Source organism: Streptomyces sp. NPDC059900 (assembly GCF_050270335.1).
GTDB lineage: Bacteria > Actinomycetota > Actinomycetes > Streptomycetales > Streptomycetaceae > Streptomyces.
Genome location: NZ_JBNNJZ010000138.1, coordinates 1 through 17,238 on the forward strand (window position 1 = coordinate 1; position 17,238 = coordinate 17,238).

Consider the following 17,238-nt stretch of genomic DNA (forward strand, 5'->3'; position numbering starts at 1 on the left):
ACCCCTCCCCGATGGGCGGCCCGCCCCCCCCAACCCCCCCGGGGCGTGCGCACCACGGGTCTGGGGGGCCCCCCCGCAACTCCCCCCCCTGTTCCGGGGCGGCCGACCGCTTTCCTCTCCGGCCTCTGCTGCCTCGGTGCGCTTCTCTTCGCACTCATCACCTGGCAGGTGGCCGCCGACGGCCCCCTCCGCGGCGCGGACGAGCGGCTCGGCCCCTGGATCACCGGAAGCCGCCTGCCGGACGGCGCCGCCGAATTCCTCGCCGATCTGGGCGGCGTCGCCGTCGCCGTGCCGGTCCTCGCCCTGGCCGCCGCCTACGCGGCCTGGCGCGGCCACCAGGCAGGCGCGTTCCGCTGGTGGCTCGCCCCGGTCGCCGCCGCCGTGGCCATGGCCGCGGTCCCGGCGCTCGTGATCCCGCTGAAGGAACTCGTCGGCCGCACCGGCCCGCCCGGCATGGACGGCAGCGGCTACTACCCCTCGGGCCACACCGCCACCGCCGTGGTCGCCTACGGCGGGGCGGCGCTGCTCCTGCTCCCGCACCTGCGCGGCACGTACGCACGGCGTGAAATGGTCATCGCCTGCGCCCTGTTGAACTTCGGGGTCGGGCTCGGCCTGGTGCGCCGCGGGTATCACTGGCCGCTGGACGTCGTGGCCGGCTGGTGTCTGTTCGGGATCGTGCTGTACGGGGTCGCGCTCGTGGTGGCGCGGTACGGGCACCGCGCCACCGGGGCGGACGCGGCTCAGCCGAAGTAGGCGTCGAAGTTCTTCGAGAACTCGCCGTTGTTGTGCCGGTCCCAGTTGATCGACCAGGTCATGAGGCCGCGCAGCCCCGGCCAGGTGCCGTGCGTCCGGTACGAGCCGCAGTCGGTGCCCTTGGTCAGGCAGTTCAGGGACTTGTTCACCTCGGCCGTGGAGACGTGGCCGTTGCCGGCGTTCACCGACGCGGGCATGCCGATGGCCACCTTCTCCGGGGGCAGCGCGGGGAAGACGTTGTTCGTGTCGCCCGCCACCGGGAAGCCGGTGAGCAGCATGTCGGTCATCGCGATGTGGAAGTCCGCGCCGCCCATGGAGTGGTACTGGTTGTCCAGGCCCATGATCGGCCCTGAGTTGTAGTCCTGGACGTGCAGCAGCGTGAGGTCGTCGCGCAGGGCGTGGATGACCGGCAGGTAGGCGCCGGCGCGCGGGTCCTGGCCGCCCCACTTGCCCGTTCCGTAGAACTGGTAGCCGAGCTGCACGAAGAAGGTCTCGGGGGCCATCGTGAGCGTGAAGCCGCTGCCGTACTTGGACTTGAGGGTCTTGACGGCCGAGATGAGGTTCACGATCGACGGGGTCTTCGGGTTCTTGAAGTCCGTGTCGTCGGCGTTCAGCGAGAGGGAGTGGCCCTCGAAGTCGATGTCCAGGCCGTCGAGTCCGTACTCGTCGATGATCGCGGAGACCGAGGAGACGAAGGTGTCGCGGGCCTGCGTGGTGGTCAGCTGGACCTGGCCGTTCTGGCCGCCGATGGAGATCAGGACCTTCTTGCCCGCCGCCTGCTTGGCCTTGACCGCGGCCTTGAACTCCTCCTTGGTCTCGACGCCGGGGCACTCGGTCTGCGGACAGAGGCTGAAGCGGATGTCGCCGGACGTGGCGGAGGTCGGCTCGCCGAAGGCGAGGTCGATGATGTCCCAGCTGTCGGGGACGTCCGCGAGCCGCGTGTATCCGGAGCCGTTGGCGAAGCTCGTGTGCAGATAGCCGACCAGGGCGTGGTCGGCCGCGGCCTTCGGCGCGGGACCCGTCGAAGGGCCCGCCGAGGCCTCGGCGGCGAGCAGGCCGGACGCGGCGAGCGCGCAGGCCGTGGCCGTGGCCACGGTGAGACGTCTCAGGTGACGCGACAGGGAACGGTCCACGACTGCCTCCGGGCATGGGGGAAATGGGAGGGTGGGCCGCTCAATTTGGTCCAGACCAATCAAGTTGTCAAGGTCCCGTCAAGAACTACTCCCCTGGACCCTCCGGCTGCTCCCGCGGCGCCAGCTGTGCCGCCGCCTCGTGCATCGCGAGTTCGAGCAGCGCCGGATCCGTCAGCGTGCCCGAGCCGTCGGGCGGGACCAGCCAGCGGACGCCGCCCGTGGAACGGCCGGGGTAGGGCACCACGATCCAGGTGCCCTGGCCCGCGCCACGCACCCCCGTGCCGACCCAGCGGGAGACCGTGCCGGCCGGGACGAAGAAGCCCATACGGGCGTCGCCGAAGTCGGCGAGCACCGGACCGGGGCGGTCGATGCAGCGGGTCAGTACGTCGAGCGTCGGATAGCCGAGTTCGCCCGGCAGGATCAGTACGTCCCAGAGCCTGCCCGCGGGAAGGAGCGCGACCCCCAGGGGGTTGCGCTCCCATTCCCAGCGGCAGGCATCGGGGTCCGGCGCCACCGACACAAGCCATTCGACCGCCGACTTCGCCCCCGCGTCAGCCATGGGGGAACCTCCCTCTTCCTGTGCAACAGCTGTGCCTGTCACAGGAGAGAGGGGGTGGGGGGCCGGGCGTTACGCGGGTTCGGGCAACTTATTGACGAACAGTCGACAGCGGCCGCCCGGGGCCCGCGGGCACAGCCGGTCAGCTGTCGAAGCCGAGCCCCAGCTTGTCCATCGTCTTCAGCCACAGATTGCGCCTGCCGCCGTTCTCGTCCGCCCTGGCCATGGACCACTTGGTCAGGGCGACGCCCGTCCACGCGAACGGCTCGGGCGGGAACGGCAGCGGCTTCGTGCGCACCATCTCCAGGGACGTACGCTCCGTGCGCTCGCCGGAGAGCAGGTCCAGCATGACGTCGGCACCGAACCGAGTGGCCCCGACACCGAGCCCGGTGTAGCCCGCCGCGTACGCGACGCGCCCCGCGTGAGCCGTCCCGAAGAACGCCGAGAAGCGCGAGCACGTGTCGATCGCCCCGCCCCACGCATGCGTGAACCGGACGCCCTCCAGCTGCGGGAAGCAGGTGAAGAAGTGGCCCGCCAGCTTCGCGTACGTCTCGGGGCGGTCGTCGTGCTCGGCGCGCAGCTTGCCGCCGAAGGGATAGATCGCGTCGTAACCGCCCCACAGGATGCGGTTGTCGGCGGAGAGCCGGAAGTAGTGGAACTGGTTGGCGCTGTCCCCAAGGCCCTGGCGGTTGTGCCAGCCGATGGCGGCAAGCTGCTCCTCGGTCAGCGGTTCCGTCATCAGCGCGTAGTCGTAGACCGGGACGGTGTACGCCCGCACGCGCTTGACCAGCGACGGGAAGATGTTGGTGGCCAGCGCGACCTGGCGTGAGCGGATCCGGCCGTACGGGGTGCGCACGGCCATCCCGGCGCCGGAGGAGACGAGTTCGAGCGCGGGCGTGTGTTCGTAGACGCGCACGCCCTTCTCCAGGCAGGCGCGCTTGAGGCCCCAGGCCAGCTTCGCCGGGTGGAGCATGGCGACGCCCTCGCGGTCCCAGAGGCCGCCGAGGAAGGTCGGCGAGTCGACCTGCGCGCGCACGGCGTCCGCGTCGAGCATCTGCGAGCCGTCCGCGAGGCCGTGCTCCGCCATCTCCTCGTACATCTCGCGCAGTTCGGCGAGCTGGTGCGGCTGGGTGGCCACGTCGATCTCGCCGGTGCGCTCGAAGTCGCAGTCGATGGAGTAGCGCTTGACGGCCGCCTCGATCTCGTCGAGGTTGCGGGCGCCGAGTTCCTCCAGCTTCGCGATCTCGCCGGGCCAGCGGGACAGGCCGTTGGAGATGCCGTGCGTGAGGGACGCGGCGCAGAAGCCGCCGTTGCGGCCGGAGGCGGCCCAGCCCGCCTCGCGGCCCTCGACCAGGACGACGTCGCGGTCCGGGTCGCGTTCCTTGGCGATCAGCGCGGTCCACAGTCCGCTGTAGCCGCCGCCGACGACGAGCAGGTCGCACTGCTCGTCGGCGGTGAGGGCGGGCTCGGCGCGGGGCTTTCCGGGGTCGTCCAGCCAGTACGAGACCGGCTGGGCGTCGGAAAGGGAAGTGGTCCAGCGGGTCATGGCGCTTGGGGCCATGATTTCCAACTCCTTCAAAGGGCGTGCAGGGCGTTATGCCGACTGCTTGTTGCGGCGCTTGGAGACGATCATTCCGCCGAGCACCAGGAGAACGGCGACAAGGAACATCGCCGTGCCGATCACATTGATCTGAACGGGCGTACCGCGCTGCGCCGATCCCCAGACGAACATGGGGAACGTCACGGTCGAGCCCGCGTTGAAATTCGTGATGATGAAATCGTCGAAGGAGAGCGCGAAGGCCAGCAGCGCGCCCGCCGCGATGCCCGGTGCGGCGATCGGCAGCGTGACGCGGACGAAGGTCTGCACGGGGCCCGCGTAAAGGTCCTGTGCGGCCTGCTCCAGGCGCGGGTCCATGGACATCACGCGCGCCTTGACGGCGGTCACCACAAAGCTGAGGCAGAACATGATGTGGGCGATGAGAATCGTCCAGAAGCCCAGCTGGGCGCCCATGTTGAGGAAGAGCGTGAGCAGGGACGCGGCCATGACGACCTCGGGCATCGCCATCGGCAGGAAGATCAGCGAGCTGACCGCGCCGCGCGCCCGGAAGCGGTAGCGCACGAGCGCGAAGGCGATCATCGTGCCGAGCACGGTCGCGCCGATCGTCGCCCAGGCCGCGATCTGCAGGCTCAGGCTGAGCGAGCCGCACATGTCGGCGACGCCGCAGGGGTCCTTCCAGGCGTCGAGCGAGAATTCCTGCCAGGCGTAATTGAAGCGCCCCTTCGGTTTGTTGAAGGAGAACACCGTCACGACGACATTGGGCAGCAGCAGATACGCGAGCGTCAGCAGACCCGCGATGACGACGAATTTGCCGCGCAGCCAGCGGAAGAAGGCAGCCATCAGACGAGATCCTCCGTCCCGGACTTACGGATGTAGAAGGTGACCATCACGAGGATCGCCGCCATCAGGATGAAGGAGAGGGCCGCGGCGGTCGGGTAATCCAGAATGCGCAGGAACTGCGTCTGGATGACGTTGCCGACCATGCGGGTGTCGGTGGAACCGAGCAGATCCGCGTTGACGTAGTCGCCCGCCGCCGGGATGAAGGTGAGCAGCGTTCCGGAGACGACGCCCGGCATGGACAGCGGGAAGGTCACCTTGCGGAAGGTCGTGGACGGCTTCGCGTAGAGGTCGCCCGCCGCCTCGTGCAGCCGGCCGTCGATGCGTTCGAGCGAGGTGTAGAGCGGCAGGATCATGAACGGCAGGAAGTTGTACGTGAGGCCGCAGATCACCGCGAGGGGCGTGGCGAGGACCCGGTCGCCGTCCGTGACGCCCAGCCAGCTGGTGACGTCCAGGACGTGCAGCGAGTTCAGGGCGCCCACGAGGGGGCCGCCGTCCGCGAGGATCGTCTTCCACGCCAGCGTACGGATGAGGAAGCTGGTGAAGAACGGCGCGATGACCAGGACCAGGATGAGGTTGCGCCAGCGGCCCGCGCGGAACGCGATCAGATACGCGAGCGGATAGCCGAGCAGCAGGCACAGGATCGTGGCGGCGCCGGCGTACATCACCGAGCGCAGGAACTGCGGCCAGTAGTCGCTCAGCGCGTCCCAGTAGGTCGCGAAGTGCCAGGTGACCTTGAAGCCGTCTTCCAGGGAGCCGGTCTGGACGGACGTCGATGCCTGGTAGACCAGCGGAAGCGCGAAGAAGACGACGAGCCACAGGATGCCGGGCAGCAGCAGCCAGTAGGGGACGAGCCTCCCCCGCTTGCGAATCTTGCGCGGCGCCTCGTCCGGCTCTTTCTCCGGGGACGCCTTGGTGAGGGTCGTGGTCATGCGGAGGCGTCCTCCTCGACCTTCTCGACGCCCGCTTCGATGTCCTGGGCGGGGTCGAGCCCGAAGGTGTGCGCCGGGTTCCAGTGCAGGACGACGTCGGTGCCGGGGACCAGGCGGGTGTCGCGCTCGATGTTCTGGGCGTAGACCTCGAACTCGTCGCAGACCGGGCTGCGGACCACGTACTGCGTCGATACGCCGATGAAGCTGCTGTCGGCGATGCGGCCCGTGATGCGGTTGCGCCCCGCGGGGATCTCCCCCGCGTCGTCGGCGTGCGTGAGGGAGATCTTCTCGGGGCGTACGCCGAGGATGACCTTGCCGCCGGTGGTGGTGGGCGCCGTACATCGCGCGGCGGGCAGCGTGAGCTTGCCGTCACCGGCCTTGAGGGTGAGGTCCTCGCCGCTGCGGCCCGCGATCTCGGCCTCTATGAAGTTCGAGGTGCCGAGGAAGTTGGCGACGAAGGTGGTGCGCGGGTTCTCGTAGAGGTCGGCGGGGGCGCCGAGCTGTTCGACGCTGCCCGCGTTCATCACCGCGACCTGGTCGGCCATCGTCATGGCCTCCTCCTGGTCGTGCGTGACGTGGATGAAGGTGATGCCCACCTCGGTCTGGATGCGCTTGAGTTCGAGCTGCATCTGGCGGCGCAGCTTGAGGTCGAGGGCGCCGAGCGGCTCGTCGAGGAGCAGCACCTTGGGGTGGTTGATCAGGGCGCGGGCGACGGCGACGCGCTGTTGCTGGCCGCCGGAGAGCTGGTGCGGCTTCTTGCGGGCCTGCTCGCCCAGCTGGACGAGGTCGAGCATCTCGCCGACCTGGCCCTTCACCGATTTGATGCCGCGCCGGCGCAGGCCGAAGGCGACGTTCTCGAAGATGTCGAGGTGCGGGAAGAGCGCGTACGACTGGAAGACGGTGTTGACGGGCCGCTTGTACGGCGGCAGTGCCGTGACGTCCTGCTCGCCCAGGTGCACGGTGCCCGAGCTGGGCTCCTCCAGGCCCGCGATCATGCGGAGCGTGGTGGTCTTGCCACAGCCGGACGCGCCGAGCAGCGCGAAGAAGGAGCCCTGCGGCACGGTGAGGTCGAGAGGGCGGACGGCGGTGAAGGAGCCGTACGTCTTGCTGATCCCGGTGAGGCGGACGTCGCCGCCGTGTTCTGTAGCAGTCGTCATGGTGCGTCCAGGGGGTCGAGGGAGGCGGGAGAGGCGCGAGGGAAGGGGGATGAGGGGTCAGGCACCGGTCAGCTTGGCGAACTTCTCCTCGTACGCCGTCTCTTCCTTCGGCGTCAGCGAGCGGAACCCGTGGGACTTCGCGGCCATCTCCTTGTCGGGGAGGATCAGCGGGTTCGCGGCGGCTTCCTTGTCGAGCTTCGCCAGCTCGGGGCGCACACCGTCCACGGGACAGACGTAGTTGATGTACGCGGCGAGGCGCGCGGCGGGCTCGGGCTCGTAGTAGTAGTCGATGAGCCGTTCGGCGTTGCGCTTGTGGCGCGCCTTGTTCGGGACGAGCAGGTTGTCCGTGGACGTGATGTAGCCCTGGTCCGGGATGTGGAAGGCGATGTCGGGGTTGTCGGCCTGGAGCTGGACGATGTCGCCCGCCCAGCCGAGGCACGCGGCGAGGTCGCCCTTGTCGAGGTCCGAGGTGTAGTCGTTGCCCGTGAAGCGGCGGATCTGCTTCTTGTCGACGGCCTTCTGGAGGCGGGCGATGGCCGCGTCGAAGTCGTCGTCGGTGAACTTCGCCGGGTCCTTGCCCATGTCGATGAGCGTCATGCCGACGCTGTCGCGCATCTCGGACAGGAAGCCGACACGCCCCTTGAGCTTGGGGTTGTCCAGAAGCTGCGAGACGGAGGTGATGTCCTCGCCGTCGGTCGCCTTCTTGTTGTACGCGATGACCGTGGAGATGCCGGTCCAGGGGTACGAGTAGGCCCGCCCCGGGTCCCAGTCCGGGTTGCGGAACTGGGCGGCCAGATTGGTGTACGCGTGCGGCAGGTTCGCCGGGTCCAGCTTCTGGACCCAGCCGAAGCGGATGAGCCGGGCCGCGAGCCAGTCCGTGACGCAGATGAGGTCGCGGCCGGTTTCCTGGCCCGCCGCGAGCTGCGGCTTGATCTTCCCGAAGAACTCGACGTTGTCGTTGATGTCCTCGGTGTACTTGACCTTGATCCCGGTGCGCTTGGTGAAGGCGTCCAGGGTGGGGCGGCGTTGGTCGTCGTCGACGTCCATGTACTCGGTCCAGTTGGAGAAGCTGATCTGCTTCTCCTTGGCCGAGTGGTCGTCGGAGGAGACCTCGCCCTGGCTCTTGCTCGCCGCCGGGATCCCGCAGGCGCTGAGGGTGCCGAGGCCGCCGACGGCAAACGCGCCGCCCGCGGAGGCGCGCAGCAGGGAACGGCGGGTCAGGGCGGCCCTGCCGTTCCTGAAGCTGCGGTGCATGGCGGCCAGCTGGGCCGGGGACAGGTCGGGCTCGTACTGCTCCATGCGCTTGGTGCCCTTTCGGGAGGATGGGCCGCTGGTCGGGCGGCCTATGGGCTATCGGTCCCCGAAGACGGTGCGGTGCCAGTCCTTGCGGACTTCCGCGGTGTTGTCGAACATGACGTGCTTGATCTGGGTGTACTCCTCGAAGGAGTAGGCAGACATGTCCTTTCCGTAGCCCGATGCCTTGTATCCGCCGTGCGGCATCTCGCTGAGGATCGGGATGTGGTCGTTGACCCAGACACAGCCTGCCTTGATCTCGCGGGTCGCCCGGTTGGCGCGGAACACGTCGCGGCTCCAGGCGGAGGCGGCGAGACCGTACGGCGTGTCGTTCGCGAGCCGGATGCCTTCGTCGTCGGAGTCGAAGGGCAGCACCACGAGAACGGGCCCGAAGACCTCGGACTGCACGATCTCGCTGTCCTGCGCGGCGTCGGCGATGAGCGTGGGCTTGTAGAAGGCGCCGGGGTGGTCGAGCGCCTCGCCGCCGGTGACCACGCGCGCGTAGGAGCGGGCCCGGTCGACGAAACCGGCGACGCGGTCGCGGTGGACGTGCGAGATGAGCGGCCCGAGGTCGGTGTCGTCGGCGAAGGGGTCACCGAGCCGTACGGTCTCCATGAGCGCGGCGACGCCGTCCACGAAGGCGTCGTACAGGGGACGTTGCACGTACGCGCGCGTGGCGGCCGTGCAGTCCTGCCCGGTGTTGATGAGCGCGCCCGCGACGGCTCCGTGCACGGCGGCTTCCAGGTCGGCGTCGTCGAAGACGACGAAGGGCGCCTTGCCGCCGAGCTCCAGGTGCAGCCGCTTGACGGTGGAGGTGGCGATCTCGGCGACGCGCTTGCCGACGCCGGTGGAGCCGGTGAAGGACGTCATGGCGACGTCGGGGTGGCCCACGAGCCGCTCGCCCGCGTCGCGCCCGGCCCCGCTGACGATGTTGACGACACCGTCCGGGATGCCCGCCTCGGTGGCTGCCTGCGCGAAGAGCAGCGAGGTGAAGGGGGTGAGCTCGGCGGGCTTGAGGACGATGGTGTTGCCCGCGGCGATGGCGGGGAGCACCTTCCAGGCGGCCATCTGGAGGGGGTAGTTCCAGGGCGCGATGGAGCCGACGACGCCGATGGGCTCACGCCGTACGTACGAGGTGTGGTCGCCGGAGTACTCACCGGCCGACTGGCCCTGGAGGTGCCTTGCCGCGCCCGCGAAGAAGGCGGCGTTGTCGACGGTGCCGGGGACGTCGAATTCCCGGCTGAGCTTGATGGGCTTGCCGCACTGGAGCGACTCGGCCTGCGCGAACTCCTCCGCGCGGTCCGCAAGGACGGCCGCGAAGCGGTGCATGGCGTCGGAGCGCTCGCCGGGGGTCGCGCCGGCCCACGCGGGGAAGGCCTGTGCGGCCGCGGCGACGGCGGCGTCGACGTCTTTCTCGCCCGCGAGTTCGTATCGGTGGATCTCGTTGCCGGTGGCCGGGTCGACGACGGCGTGGGTGCGGCCCGATGTGCCCTCGGTCAGCCGTCCGGCGATGTACTGCGCGCCTTCCGCGAAATGGTCCTGCGCCTGGAAGTTGTGCATGACGCTCTCCTCCGCCGGCGTCCCCGTCCCGCGGGGTTCGGCGTAGCTCCAGATCGATTTGAGTGCCGATCCTGACAGAGCAGTGGTACTCCAACAAGTGATTCCGTTGTTGCCTTTTGGTTACGCGACGGAATCTGTCGACCAGGTGTCGAGTCCTCCTGGAAAACCCAGGACGAAGTGTCAGTGGTGCGTGCCAGACTCGCGTGCATGACGAAGATCGACTCGGTGGACGCACTGGTCCACGCGTTGCGCGCGGGAGAAAAGGTCAAGTACCTGCACTTCTGGGGACACGCCCCGCGCCGGGACGGGTCGCTCGGCGCGAGTTGCTTCAGCCAGTGGTGGGAGTCGCCGTTCACCGTGGACGGGGTGGTGTACGGGACGGCGGAGCACTGGATGATGGCGTCCAAGGCCCGCCTCTTCTCGGACGCGGAGGCAGAGGCGACGATCCTCGCCTGCCGTACGCCCGCCGAGGCGAAGAAGGCCGGGCGCCTGGTGCGGGGCTTCGACGAGGCGACCTGGGAGCGGGAGCGCTTCGGCATCGTGGTCGAGGGCAGCGTCCATAAATTCGCGTCGACCGAGGCCCTGCGCTCGTTCCTGGTCGGCACGGGGTCACGCGTCCTGGTGGAGGCGAGCCCGGTGGACCGCATCTGGGGCATAGGCCTGGCGGCCGACGACGACCGCGCCGGGGACCCGGAAAAGTGGCGCGGCCCGAACTTGCTGGGCTTCGCCTTGATGGAGGCGCGGGAGCGGTTGCGCTAGGGCCTGCCCGGTCGGGGGCGCTCCGGATCCCGGTCGGTCAGGGCTCGACGACCAGCGTGGCGGAGTAGCTGCCGTCGTCCGAGGCTCCGTCTTCCTCGAAGGCGTCGTCCGGCATGACGACGAGGACCACCATCAGGGCCACGCCCAGGACGATGCCCGCGACGCCGCAGATGATCCCGGCAAGCGCCTGGCCGGGGTTCGTCGCCTCGCCGCGCTTCGCCCTGGCACGTCCGATCGCCCCGAAGATGATCGCGAGGATGCCGAGCACGATCGCCAGCGGCCACAGGCAGAAGACGGCGGCCGCGATGATCCCCAGTACGAGCGAGGTCACGCCCATCCCGTTGGCGGGCGTCATCGGCATCGCGGCCCAGCCGTAACCGGGCCCGCCCTGCCCCTGGTAGCCCGGGTAACCGGGGTAGCCCTGCGGCCCCGGCCCGCCCGCGGCCGGATACCCGGGGTAGCCGTACGGCACCTGCCCCGGCCCCTCGGGCCCGACGGGCGGCGGCGGCACCGGCTCACCCTGTCCCCCGGCACCGGCCGGAGGCGCGAAAGGCCCGGCGCCCGGCCCGGGCCCGACCACCGGCCCCGAACCGGAAGCAATCGTCGACTGCTCATGCACGGACGGCGCGGCCCACGGATCCCGCTTCTCCAGCGGCACCGCCCCGGAACCCGGCCCGGCCCCCCGCCCGGAACCCGCCCCCTCCTGAGGCGGAGCCCAAGGGTCCCGCCCCTCGGACGTGCCCGATTCGCCCGGACCCTGGGACATGCCGCGTCACCTCTTTCGTACGTTCCGTCATGCTACGGCCACCGCCTCCGCCGAAGGGCCGCGGCCTAGGATGATCCCGAGTTACCCGATCAGCCGATCAATTCCGTTCCTGGGGAGGAAACCGTGACCGACCTGCACCACACCCGTGAGCCACGCGACCCGCACGCCTTCATCGCCGGTCTGCCCAAGGCAGAACTGCATGTGCACCACGTCGGTTCGGCATCTCCCCGCATCGTCTCGGCCCTCTCCGCCCGGCACCCCGACTCGACGGTGCCCACGGACGTGGAGGCCCTCGCAGACTTCTTCACGTTCACGGACTTCGCCCACTTCATCCAGGTGTACCTCTCGGTCGTGGACCTGATCCGCACCCCGGACGACGTACGCCTGCTCACGTACGAGATCGCCCGCGACATGGCCCGGCAGAACATCCGCTACGCCGAGCTGACCGTCACCCCCTACAGCTCCGTGCGCCGCGGCATCGACGACCGTGCCTTCATGGACGCCATCGAGGACGCCCGCAAGTCCGCCGAGGCGGACCTCGGCGTCGTACTGCGCTGGTGCTTCGACATCCCCGGCGAGGCCGGTCTCGAATCCGCGGCCGAGACGCTGCGGCTCGCGACCACCGACACGCTGCGCCCCGAGGGCCTGGTCTCCTTCGGGCTCGGCGGGCCCGAGATCGGCGTACCGCGGCCGCAGTTCAAGCCGTACTTCGACCAGGCGATCGCGGCAGGCCTGCACTCCGTCCCGCACGCGGGCGAGACCACCGGCCCCGGCACCATCTGGGACGCCCTGACCGACCTGCGCGCCGAGCGCATCGGCCACGGCACGAGCGCCGCACAGGACCCGAAGCTCCTGGCCCACCTCGCCGAGCGCGGCATCCCGCTGGAGGTCTGCCCGACGTCGAACATCGCGACCCGCGCCGTCGCCACCCTCGACGAGCACCCCATCAAGCAGTTCGTCGCCGCCGGGGTCCCGGTCACCGTCAACTCGGACGACCCGCCCATGTTCGGCACCGACCTCAACAACGAGTACGCGGTCGCCGCCCGCCTCCTCGACCTCGACGAGCGGGGCATCGCGGACCTGGCGAAGAACGCCGTCGAGGCGTCGTTCCTCGACCCGGCGGGCAAGGCCCGCATCGTCGCCGAGATCGACACGTACACGCAGACCTGGCTCGCCCCCTAAAACGGGCACCACAATGGGTCCATGCGCACCGTGACAGCCGTGGCCCACCGAGGCGATCCCTACCGCGTCCGCGAGAACACCCTCCCGTCCCTGCGCTCCGCGCTCGGCCGGGGAGCGGACGCGGTGGAGATCGACGTCCGCCTCACCCGTGACGGCGTCCCCGTCCTGCTGCACGACGAGACCCTCAAACGCCTGTGGGACGTCGACCGCCCTCTCTCCACGCTCTCCGCGGACGAGGTGCGGGGCCTCACCGACGGCGGCGTACCCACTCTGGAAGAGGCCATCGCGGCGACCGAAGACCACCGGCTGATGCTGGATCTGCCCGGCGCGACCCCCCGGTCCGTACGCGCGATCGTCGGCGCCGTGGCCGACTGCGGGGCGGTCGAGCGGACGTACTACAGCGCGGGCGCCCGTACGCTGCTCGCGGTGCGCGCGGCCGATCCCGCCGCCGAGACCGCGCTGACCTGGACGACCGTCGCCCCGCCCCGCCCCGCCGTGCTCGAAGCGCTGGGGCCCCGCTGGCTCAACTACCGCTTCTCCCTGCTCGACCGCGAACTCATCACCCGGGTGCGGCGCCAGGGGCTGCTCGTCTCGGCCTGGACGCCGGACACCAAGCGCGCGATGCGGCGCCTCCTCGACCTCGGGGTCGACTCGATCACGACCAACCGCGTGGACACCCTGCACGCCCTGCGCACGCAGTGAAGGTGGCGCCCCCTCGTGGCCGGGCGCGCCCTCAACTAGCTTGTGGTGCATGGGGAACAGCGACGACGACCGGCGGGACGAACCACTCTTCGTGTACGAGCGCGACGAGCGCGGCTACCGCGGCCACCGCCTGAATCCACGCCATCCCGTGGGCCGCATGCTGACCATCGCCCTGTTGGTCGGCATCGTCCTCGTCATCCTGCTCATGGCGAAGTGACGGCCCCGGCCCGGGGGGCTCCGGCGGCATACGCCAGCGGGGGCGCGATCGCCTGCGCGTCCGCCCCCTCCCCCACCCAGAGGCCGATGAGCAGCGCCGCGGTGGCCTCCAGGAGACCGGCACGCTCCAGGCCACCCGCGGCGAACGGCGCGCAGCCCGCGTCCTTCACCAGTTCCCGTACGGCATCCAGCGCGGCCTCGTCGTCCCCGCACACCGGGACCGCGAGCGGACGGCCGTCGAAGACCGGCGGGTCCATCCGCCATACGTCCTCGTGGCAGAGGTTGAACGCCTTGACGACGTGCGCCGCGGGCGCCGCGTCGGCGATCCGCCGCGCGGCCGACGGGCCGCCCCCGGTGAGCAGGGCGAAGCCGGGACCCACCGGGTTGGAGCAGTCGACCAGCACCCGCCCGCGCAGGACGTCCCGGAGTTCCCCGGCCACCACCGCCCCCGCCTCGTACGGCACGGCGAGCAGCACCGCGTCCCCGAACCCGGCCGCCGCGGACGGCGTCCCGTGCCCCGCCGCGCCCGTCCGCGCGGCAAGCGCCGCCGCACGTTCCTCGTCCCGGCCGCCGATCAGCACCTCGTGCCCCGCGCGCACCCAGTGCGTGCCGAGCGCGTCCGCCATGGCGCCCGTGCCGATGATGCCTATCCGCATGACCGTCTCCTTCTCGTTCTGAACCCCGGCCACCGGGATTCAGAACGACAGTAGGAAAGTGCTCGGGCACCATTCGGTACGTGACGACGAACGACGATCTGCTCGCCGACTGCCGGGCCCGGCTCGCCTTCGATCTGCTCGCCAACACCTGGAACGCCGTGGTGCTCTGGGCCCTGCGGCACGGTCCGCGCCGACCGGGTGAACTGCGCGTCCTGATCGGCGGCATCAGCCCCAAGATCCTCACCGAGACACTGCGGCGCCTTGAGTACAACGGCCTGGTCGCGCGGCAGCCGTACGCCGAGTCGCCGCCCCGCGTGGAATACGAACTCACCGCCCTGGGGCGCACGTTGCTCGACCCGATCGAGGCCTTCGGCGCGTGGGCCTTCGATCACGGTGACGAGGTGATGGCGGCGCAGGAGCGCGCCGACGGCTCACCGGCCGGCTCCCCCTAGGGGAAGCCCCGCCAACACCCCGGATGTCTCTGGGTGTTGGCCCCTCAGGGACGGCCGGCCCGCCGCCCTACCCAGTGAGGATCCGTCCCGCCCGGACGATCACCAGGATGGAACCACCACTCGCGCCACACCGGACCCATCCTGGAGACACCGTGCCGTTCCGTGCCCGTACCGCTCTTGCCGCCGCTCTCGTGCTCGGCCTCACCGGAGCGGCGACCGCCCCCGCCCTCGCGCACACCTCGGCCGTGACGGCTCCGGCCGAGCACGACGCGCCCGACCGCAAGGCCCTGCGCGACGCGATCAAGGGCCTTCCGAACGCCGACGCGACCGCCGCTCTCGTCCGCGTCGGCGGGACGGACGGGACCTGGCGCGGCAGTGCGGGCGTGCACGACCTGGTCACGGAGCGGAAGGCGGACCCGCACGGGCGCTTCCGCGCCGGGTCGATAACCAAGATCGTGACCGCGGCCGTGGCGCTCCAGCTGGCCGCCGAGGGCGAGCTCGACCTCGACAAGCCGGTGCAGCACTACATGCCGGACCTGTTCCCGGAGGGGAAGCAGGACGGGGGCAAGGAGTTCTCGCCCATTCCCGTCCGCAGCCTGCTCAACTACACCAGCGGTCTTCGGCCCGGCGACGGCTTCGACGACGAATACGCCCACCGCTACGACACGTTGAAGCCGCAGACGGTCGTGGCGTCGGCCATCGCCAAGGGTCCCGAGCACGACCCCGGCGCCGAGCAGCACTACCGCAACATCGGCTATACGGTGCTCGGTCTGCTCATCGAGCGGGTCACCGGGGACTCGTACGCCCATCAGGCGAGCCAGCGGATCTTCCGGCCGCTCCACCTGCGCGACACCTACTTCCCTGGCTCCGACCCCCGCATCCGCGGCCCGCACAACCGCGGCTACCAGAGCATGGAGCGGCCGGACGGCACCACTCGCCTGGTGGACGTGACCGAGTGGAACCAGACGGACCGTTTCGCGGCGGGCGACCTGATCTCCTCCACCGCCGACCTGGAGGTCTTCACGCAGGCGCTGTTCGGCGGGGACGTCGTGCCGCAGCCCCAGTTGAAGGAGATGTTCACCCTGCCCGAGCTGGCGCCCGGTGTGCCGAAAGCCGTGTTCGGCGCGGGACTCCAGCGGATGGAGGTCGACGGCAAGGTCGTCTGGCTCAAGACCGGCGCCCGCTACGGCTACACGAACATGATCGCCTCCACCGAGAACGGCACCCGCACCCTCGTCTACTCGGTCAACGCGACCGACGCCAAGGGCAAGGACATGAACGCGATCGCCGAGCGGATCGCCCTGGCCGCGTTCGTCCCGGCCGAGGACGAGCACGTCGGCTGAGCGCCCGGGCGCCTGATCGCCTAGGCGACGCCCGTCATGCTCGCGAACACCGTGACGTTGCTGGAGTAGTAGTGCCGGTCCGCGTCGAAATCGCCGCCGCAGGTGATCAGGCGCAGCCCCGCGTGGTCGATGTTCTTGTACACCTCCAGGGTGGGGAACTTCGCCTTCGGGTACTCCTCGACGCGGTCCACGGTGAAGGTGGCCGTCTTGCCGTCCTCGCGGGCGACCTCGATGGTGTCGCCGGTCTTCATCGTCTTCAGGCCCTTGAAGACCGCGTCGGCGCCGTTCCAGGTCACATGCCCGGCGATCACCGCAGGGCCGCGGGAGCCGGGGGTGGGGCCCGGTTCGTACCAGCCCGCGAGGTCGGGGTTCTCCGGTGTCGTCATCTCCCCGTCCGTGTTCTGCCCCAGCGTCTCCAGCTCGCTCGACACGCCCAGGGAGGGGATGGAGACCCGCCGGGGCACGGACCGCGCGAGGTCCGCTGCGGGGTCGGCCTGCTCCGATCCTGCCCCCGGCCCCGGTTCCGCGCTCGGCTTCGCGTTCGGAGCGCTCCGGTCCTGCGGGGACTGCGATGCGGCGGTGTCCTTGCCCGCGCAGGCGCTGAGCAGCAGAGCTGCCGTCACGGCGGCCACCACGGGGGCGAAGGCGCGCCGGGCCGGGCGCCTCACGCGGCATCCCCCGACTTCGCCACCGCGGGAACGGGCGTCATACGCCGCCGTACGAGTACCAGCCCACCGGCCGCGGCCACCGCCGCCGCCCCTGTGGCACCGATCACGCCGCCCGGCGGCATGCCGTCCGCGGCGCCGCCGCCCCCGGTCTCGACCCCGCCGACGGGCACGGACCCGACGGCCGCGCCCTTGACCACTCCGCAGTTGGTCGGAGCGGTGGCCTCCTGCGGAAGCTTCGGGTCGAGTTCGCTCTTGCCGGCGCCCTCGAAGTCGTACTTGCCGTTGTCGTTGGGGTCGATGCCGTGCTGCACGATGTGCAGGTCCTTGATGTGATCGACGACGTCCTGCCCGACGGTGATGGTCCGCTTGTACGAGACCTTCCCCTGCGCGTCGGCCACCGGCATCCGGTCGACGGCGAGGCCGCTGCCCGCGTCGGTGCCACCGGATTCGGTCAGCGAGATGTTGATGTCGCCGTAGTGGACGGTGGCCTCGGTGTTGTCGAGGATGCCGTCGCCATTGGTGTCGTCGCCGTCGTCGGGGCACTGGAAGTCGTGCCCGTCGGTGGACCCGTGCAGATGCTGCGCCGACGGCTGCCCCGGCACCATCCCCTCGGACTTGATCCACACGGTCAGAGCGTTGCCGCGCAGACTGAGCAGGGCCGTTCCCGTGGCCCCGGAGTCGTTCAGCGAGGCCAGGTCGATCTGATAGGCGGGGG

Annotated in this window: 19 protein-coding genes; 7 read left to right on the forward strand and 12 right to left on the reverse strand. The window is 70.3% G+C overall.

The genetic code is table 11. The features are described 5' to 3' along the window. Positions 1-168 precede the first annotated feature (168 nt). Positions 169-753 carry a phosphatase PAP2 family protein gene (locus tag ACQKIP_RS19845; RefSeq protein ID WP_365864666.1) on the forward strand — a complete coding sequence of 195 codons (585 nt, stop codon included), beginning with the start codon at positions 169-171 and terminating at the stop codon, positions 751-753. On the opposite strand, the gene ACQKIP_RS19850 is transcribed toward ACQKIP_RS19845, so the two are convergent. The 8 genes from ACQKIP_RS19850 to ACQKIP_RS19885 form a co-directional block, all read right to left on the reverse strand. Beyond that, positions 741-1,886: a chitinase gene (locus tag ACQKIP_RS19850; RefSeq protein WP_365864668.1), complete on the reverse strand. Its 1,146-nt coding sequence runs from the start codon at positions 1,884-1,886 to the stop codon at positions 741-743. The two genes, ACQKIP_RS19845 and ACQKIP_RS19850, sit on opposite strands and share 13 nt — an antisense overlap. A gap of 85 nt (positions 1,887-1,971) precedes the next feature. Continuing rightward, positions 1,972-2,445, reverse strand: a complete 474-nt coding sequence (locus ACQKIP_RS19855; protein ID WP_365864670.1) for a hypothetical protein — start codon at positions 2,443-2,445, stop codon at positions 1,972-1,974. 139 nt (positions 2,446-2,584) lie between these two features. After that, entirely contained in the window at positions 2,585-4,003 is a 1,419-nt protein-coding gene (locus tag ACQKIP_RS19860) for an NAD(P)/FAD-dependent oxidoreductase (protein ID WP_365864671.1), read from the reverse strand. A gap of 33 nt (positions 4,004-4,036) precedes the next feature. Beyond that, positions 4,037-4,840, reverse strand: coding sequence for an ABC transporter permease (locus ACQKIP_RS19865; RefSeq protein WP_361193976.1), 804 nt, complete (start codon positions 4,838-4,840; stop codon positions 4,037-4,039). Beyond that, positions 4,840-5,769 (reverse strand): ABC transporter permease, encoded by a 930-nt coding sequence (locus tag ACQKIP_RS19870; RefSeq protein WP_365864674.1) that lies wholly within the window; start codon positions 5,767-5,769, stop codon positions 4,840-4,842. Before ACQKIP_RS19870 ends, ACQKIP_RS19865 begins: the two co-directional genes overlap by 1 nt. Further along, positions 5,766-6,926, reverse strand: a complete 1,161-nt coding sequence (locus tag ACQKIP_RS19875) for an ABC transporter ATP-binding protein (RefSeq protein ID WP_365864676.1) — start codon at positions 6,924-6,926, stop codon at positions 5,766-5,768. The genes ACQKIP_RS19870 and ACQKIP_RS19875 overlap by 4 nt, the downstream gene beginning before the upstream one ends. 57 nt (positions 6,927-6,983) lie before the next feature. Beyond that, positions 6,984-8,225 carry an ABC transporter substrate-binding protein gene (locus ACQKIP_RS19880; RefSeq protein WP_365864678.1) on the reverse strand — a complete coding sequence of 414 codons (1,242 nt, stop codon included), beginning with the start codon at positions 8,223-8,225 and terminating at the stop codon, positions 6,984-6,986. Between the two features lie 51 nt (positions 8,226-8,276). Next, the gene (locus ACQKIP_RS19885; protein WP_365864680.1) at positions 8,277-9,779 is read right to left on the reverse strand and encodes a gamma-aminobutyraldehyde dehydrogenase; all 1,503 of its coding nucleotides are present in this window, start codon (positions 9,777-9,779) and stop codon (positions 8,277-8,279) included. Positions 9,780-9,986: 207 nt separating this feature from the next. Between ACQKIP_RS19885 and ACQKIP_RS19890 the strand changes: the two genes are divergently transcribed. Beyond that, positions 9,987-10,538: an NADAR family protein gene (locus ACQKIP_RS19890; protein ID WP_365864682.1), complete on the forward strand. Its 552-nt coding sequence runs from the start codon at positions 9,987-9,989 to the stop codon at positions 10,536-10,538. Positions 10,539-10,575: 37 nt separating this feature from the next. On the opposite strand, the gene ACQKIP_RS19895 is transcribed toward ACQKIP_RS19890, so the two are convergent. Continuing rightward, positions 10,576-11,049: a DUF4190 domain-containing protein gene (locus ACQKIP_RS19895; RefSeq protein WP_365864684.1), complete on the reverse strand. Its 474-nt coding sequence runs from the start codon at positions 11,047-11,049 to the stop codon at positions 10,576-10,578. A gap of 378 nt (positions 11,050-11,427) precedes the next feature. Here ACQKIP_RS19895 and ACQKIP_RS19900 point away from each other — a divergent pair, with 378 nt between their 5' ends. From ACQKIP_RS19900 to ACQKIP_RS19910, 3 genes are read left to right on the forward strand one after another with little or no spacing between them, the layout of a single operon-like run. Next, positions 11,428-12,486 carry an adenosine deaminase gene (locus ACQKIP_RS19900; RefSeq protein ID WP_427743599.1) on the forward strand — a complete coding sequence of 353 codons (1,059 nt, stop codon included), beginning with the start codon at positions 11,428-11,430 and terminating at the stop codon, positions 12,484-12,486. 21 nt (positions 12,487-12,507) lie between these two features. Then, a complete protein-coding gene (locus ACQKIP_RS19905; RefSeq protein WP_365864686.1) occupies positions 12,508-13,188 on the forward strand; it encodes a glycerophosphodiester phosphodiesterase in 681 nt (226 codons plus the stop codon). A gap of 49 nt (positions 13,189-13,237) precedes the next feature. Then, positions 13,238-13,405: a hypothetical protein gene (locus ACQKIP_RS19910; RefSeq protein WP_361193995.1), complete on the forward strand. Its 168-nt coding sequence runs from the start codon at positions 13,238-13,240 to the stop codon at positions 13,403-13,405. Here the strand turns inward: ACQKIP_RS19910 and ACQKIP_RS19915 are convergent. Further along, positions 13,392-14,060 carry an NADPH-dependent F420 reductase gene (locus ACQKIP_RS19915; protein ID WP_365864690.1) on the reverse strand — a complete coding sequence of 223 codons (669 nt, stop codon included), beginning with the start codon at positions 14,058-14,060 and terminating at the stop codon, positions 13,392-13,394. The two genes, ACQKIP_RS19910 and ACQKIP_RS19915, sit on opposite strands and share 14 nt — an antisense overlap. 80 nt (positions 14,061-14,140) lie before the next feature. Here ACQKIP_RS19915 and ACQKIP_RS19920 point away from each other — a divergent pair, with 80 nt between their 5' ends. Together ACQKIP_RS19920 and ACQKIP_RS19925 are read left to right on the forward strand one after the other, a co-directional pair. Next, positions 14,141-14,512, forward strand: coding sequence for a winged helix-turn-helix transcriptional regulator (locus ACQKIP_RS19920; protein ID WP_365864691.1), 372 nt, complete (start codon positions 14,141-14,143; stop codon positions 14,510-14,512). Between the two features lie 107 nt (positions 14,513-14,619). Continuing rightward, a complete protein-coding gene (locus ACQKIP_RS19925) occupies positions 14,620-15,855 on the forward strand; it encodes a serine hydrolase domain-containing protein (RefSeq protein WP_427743603.1) in 1,236 nt (411 codons plus the stop codon). 20 nt (positions 15,856-15,875) lie between these two features. Here the strand turns inward: ACQKIP_RS19925 and ACQKIP_RS19930 are convergent, their stop codons facing one another. Both ACQKIP_RS19930 and ACQKIP_RS19935 read right to left on the reverse strand, forming a co-directional pair. Beyond that, positions 15,876-16,523, reverse strand: a complete 648-nt coding sequence (locus ACQKIP_RS19930; protein ID WP_365864694.1) for a class F sortase — start codon at positions 16,521-16,523, stop codon at positions 15,876-15,878. Next, positions 16,520-17,238, reverse strand: a 719-nt coding sequence (locus tag ACQKIP_RS19935; protein WP_427743605.1) for a hypothetical protein, incomplete at its 5' end; no start/stop codon positions are given. The genes ACQKIP_RS19930 and ACQKIP_RS19935, both read right to left, overlap by 4 nt.

What these genes read in the sequence shown, in the direction of transcription:
- ACQKIP_RS19855 (WP_365864670.1), bottom strand. Translation starts at nt 2,445, where the DNA reads ATGGCTGACGCGGGGGCGAAGTCGGCGGTCGAATGGCTTGTGTCGGTG.
- ACQKIP_RS19860 (WP_365864671.1), bottom strand. Translation starts at nt 4,003, where the DNA reads ATGGCCCCAAGCGCCATGACCCGCTGGACCACTTCCCTTTCCGACGCC.
- ACQKIP_RS19865 (WP_361193976.1), bottom strand. Translation starts at nt 4,840, where the DNA reads ATGGCTGCCTTCTTCCGCTGGCTGCGCGGCAAATTCGTCGTCATCGCG.
- ACQKIP_RS19870 (WP_365864674.1), bottom strand. Translation starts at nt 5,769, where the DNA reads ATGACCACGACCCTCACCAAGGCGTCCCCGGAGAAAGAGCCGGACGAG.
- ACQKIP_RS19875 (WP_365864676.1), bottom strand. Translation starts at nt 6,926, where the DNA reads ATGACGACTGCTACAGAACACGGCGGCGACGTCCGCCTCACCGGGATC.
- ACQKIP_RS19880 (WP_365864678.1), bottom strand. Translation starts at nt 8,225, where the DNA reads ATGGAGCAGTACGAGCCCGACCTGTCCCCGGCCCAGCTGGCCGCCATG.
- ACQKIP_RS19885 (WP_365864680.1), bottom strand. Translation starts at nt 9,779, where the DNA reads ATGCACAACTTCCAGGCGCAGGACCATTTCGCGGAAGGCGCGCAGTAC.
- ACQKIP_RS19890 (WP_365864682.1), top strand. Translation starts at nt 9,987, where the DNA reads ATGACGAAGATCGACTCGGTGGACGCACTGGTCCACGCGTTGCGCGCG.
- ACQKIP_RS19905 (WP_365864686.1), top strand. Translation starts at nt 12,508, where the DNA reads ATGCGCACCGTGACAGCCGTGGCCCACCGAGGCGATCCCTACCGCGTC.
- ACQKIP_RS19910 (WP_361193995.1), top strand. Translation starts at nt 13,238, where the DNA reads ATGGGGAACAGCGACGACGACCGGCGGGACGAACCACTCTTCGTGTAC.
- ACQKIP_RS19915 (WP_365864690.1), bottom strand. Translation starts at nt 14,060, where the DNA reads ATGCGGATAGGCATCATCGGCACGGGCGCCATGGCGGACGCGCTCGGC.
- ACQKIP_RS19925 (WP_427743603.1), top strand. Translation starts at nt 14,620, where the DNA reads ATGGAACCACCACTCGCGCCACACCGGACCCATCCTGGAGACACCGTG.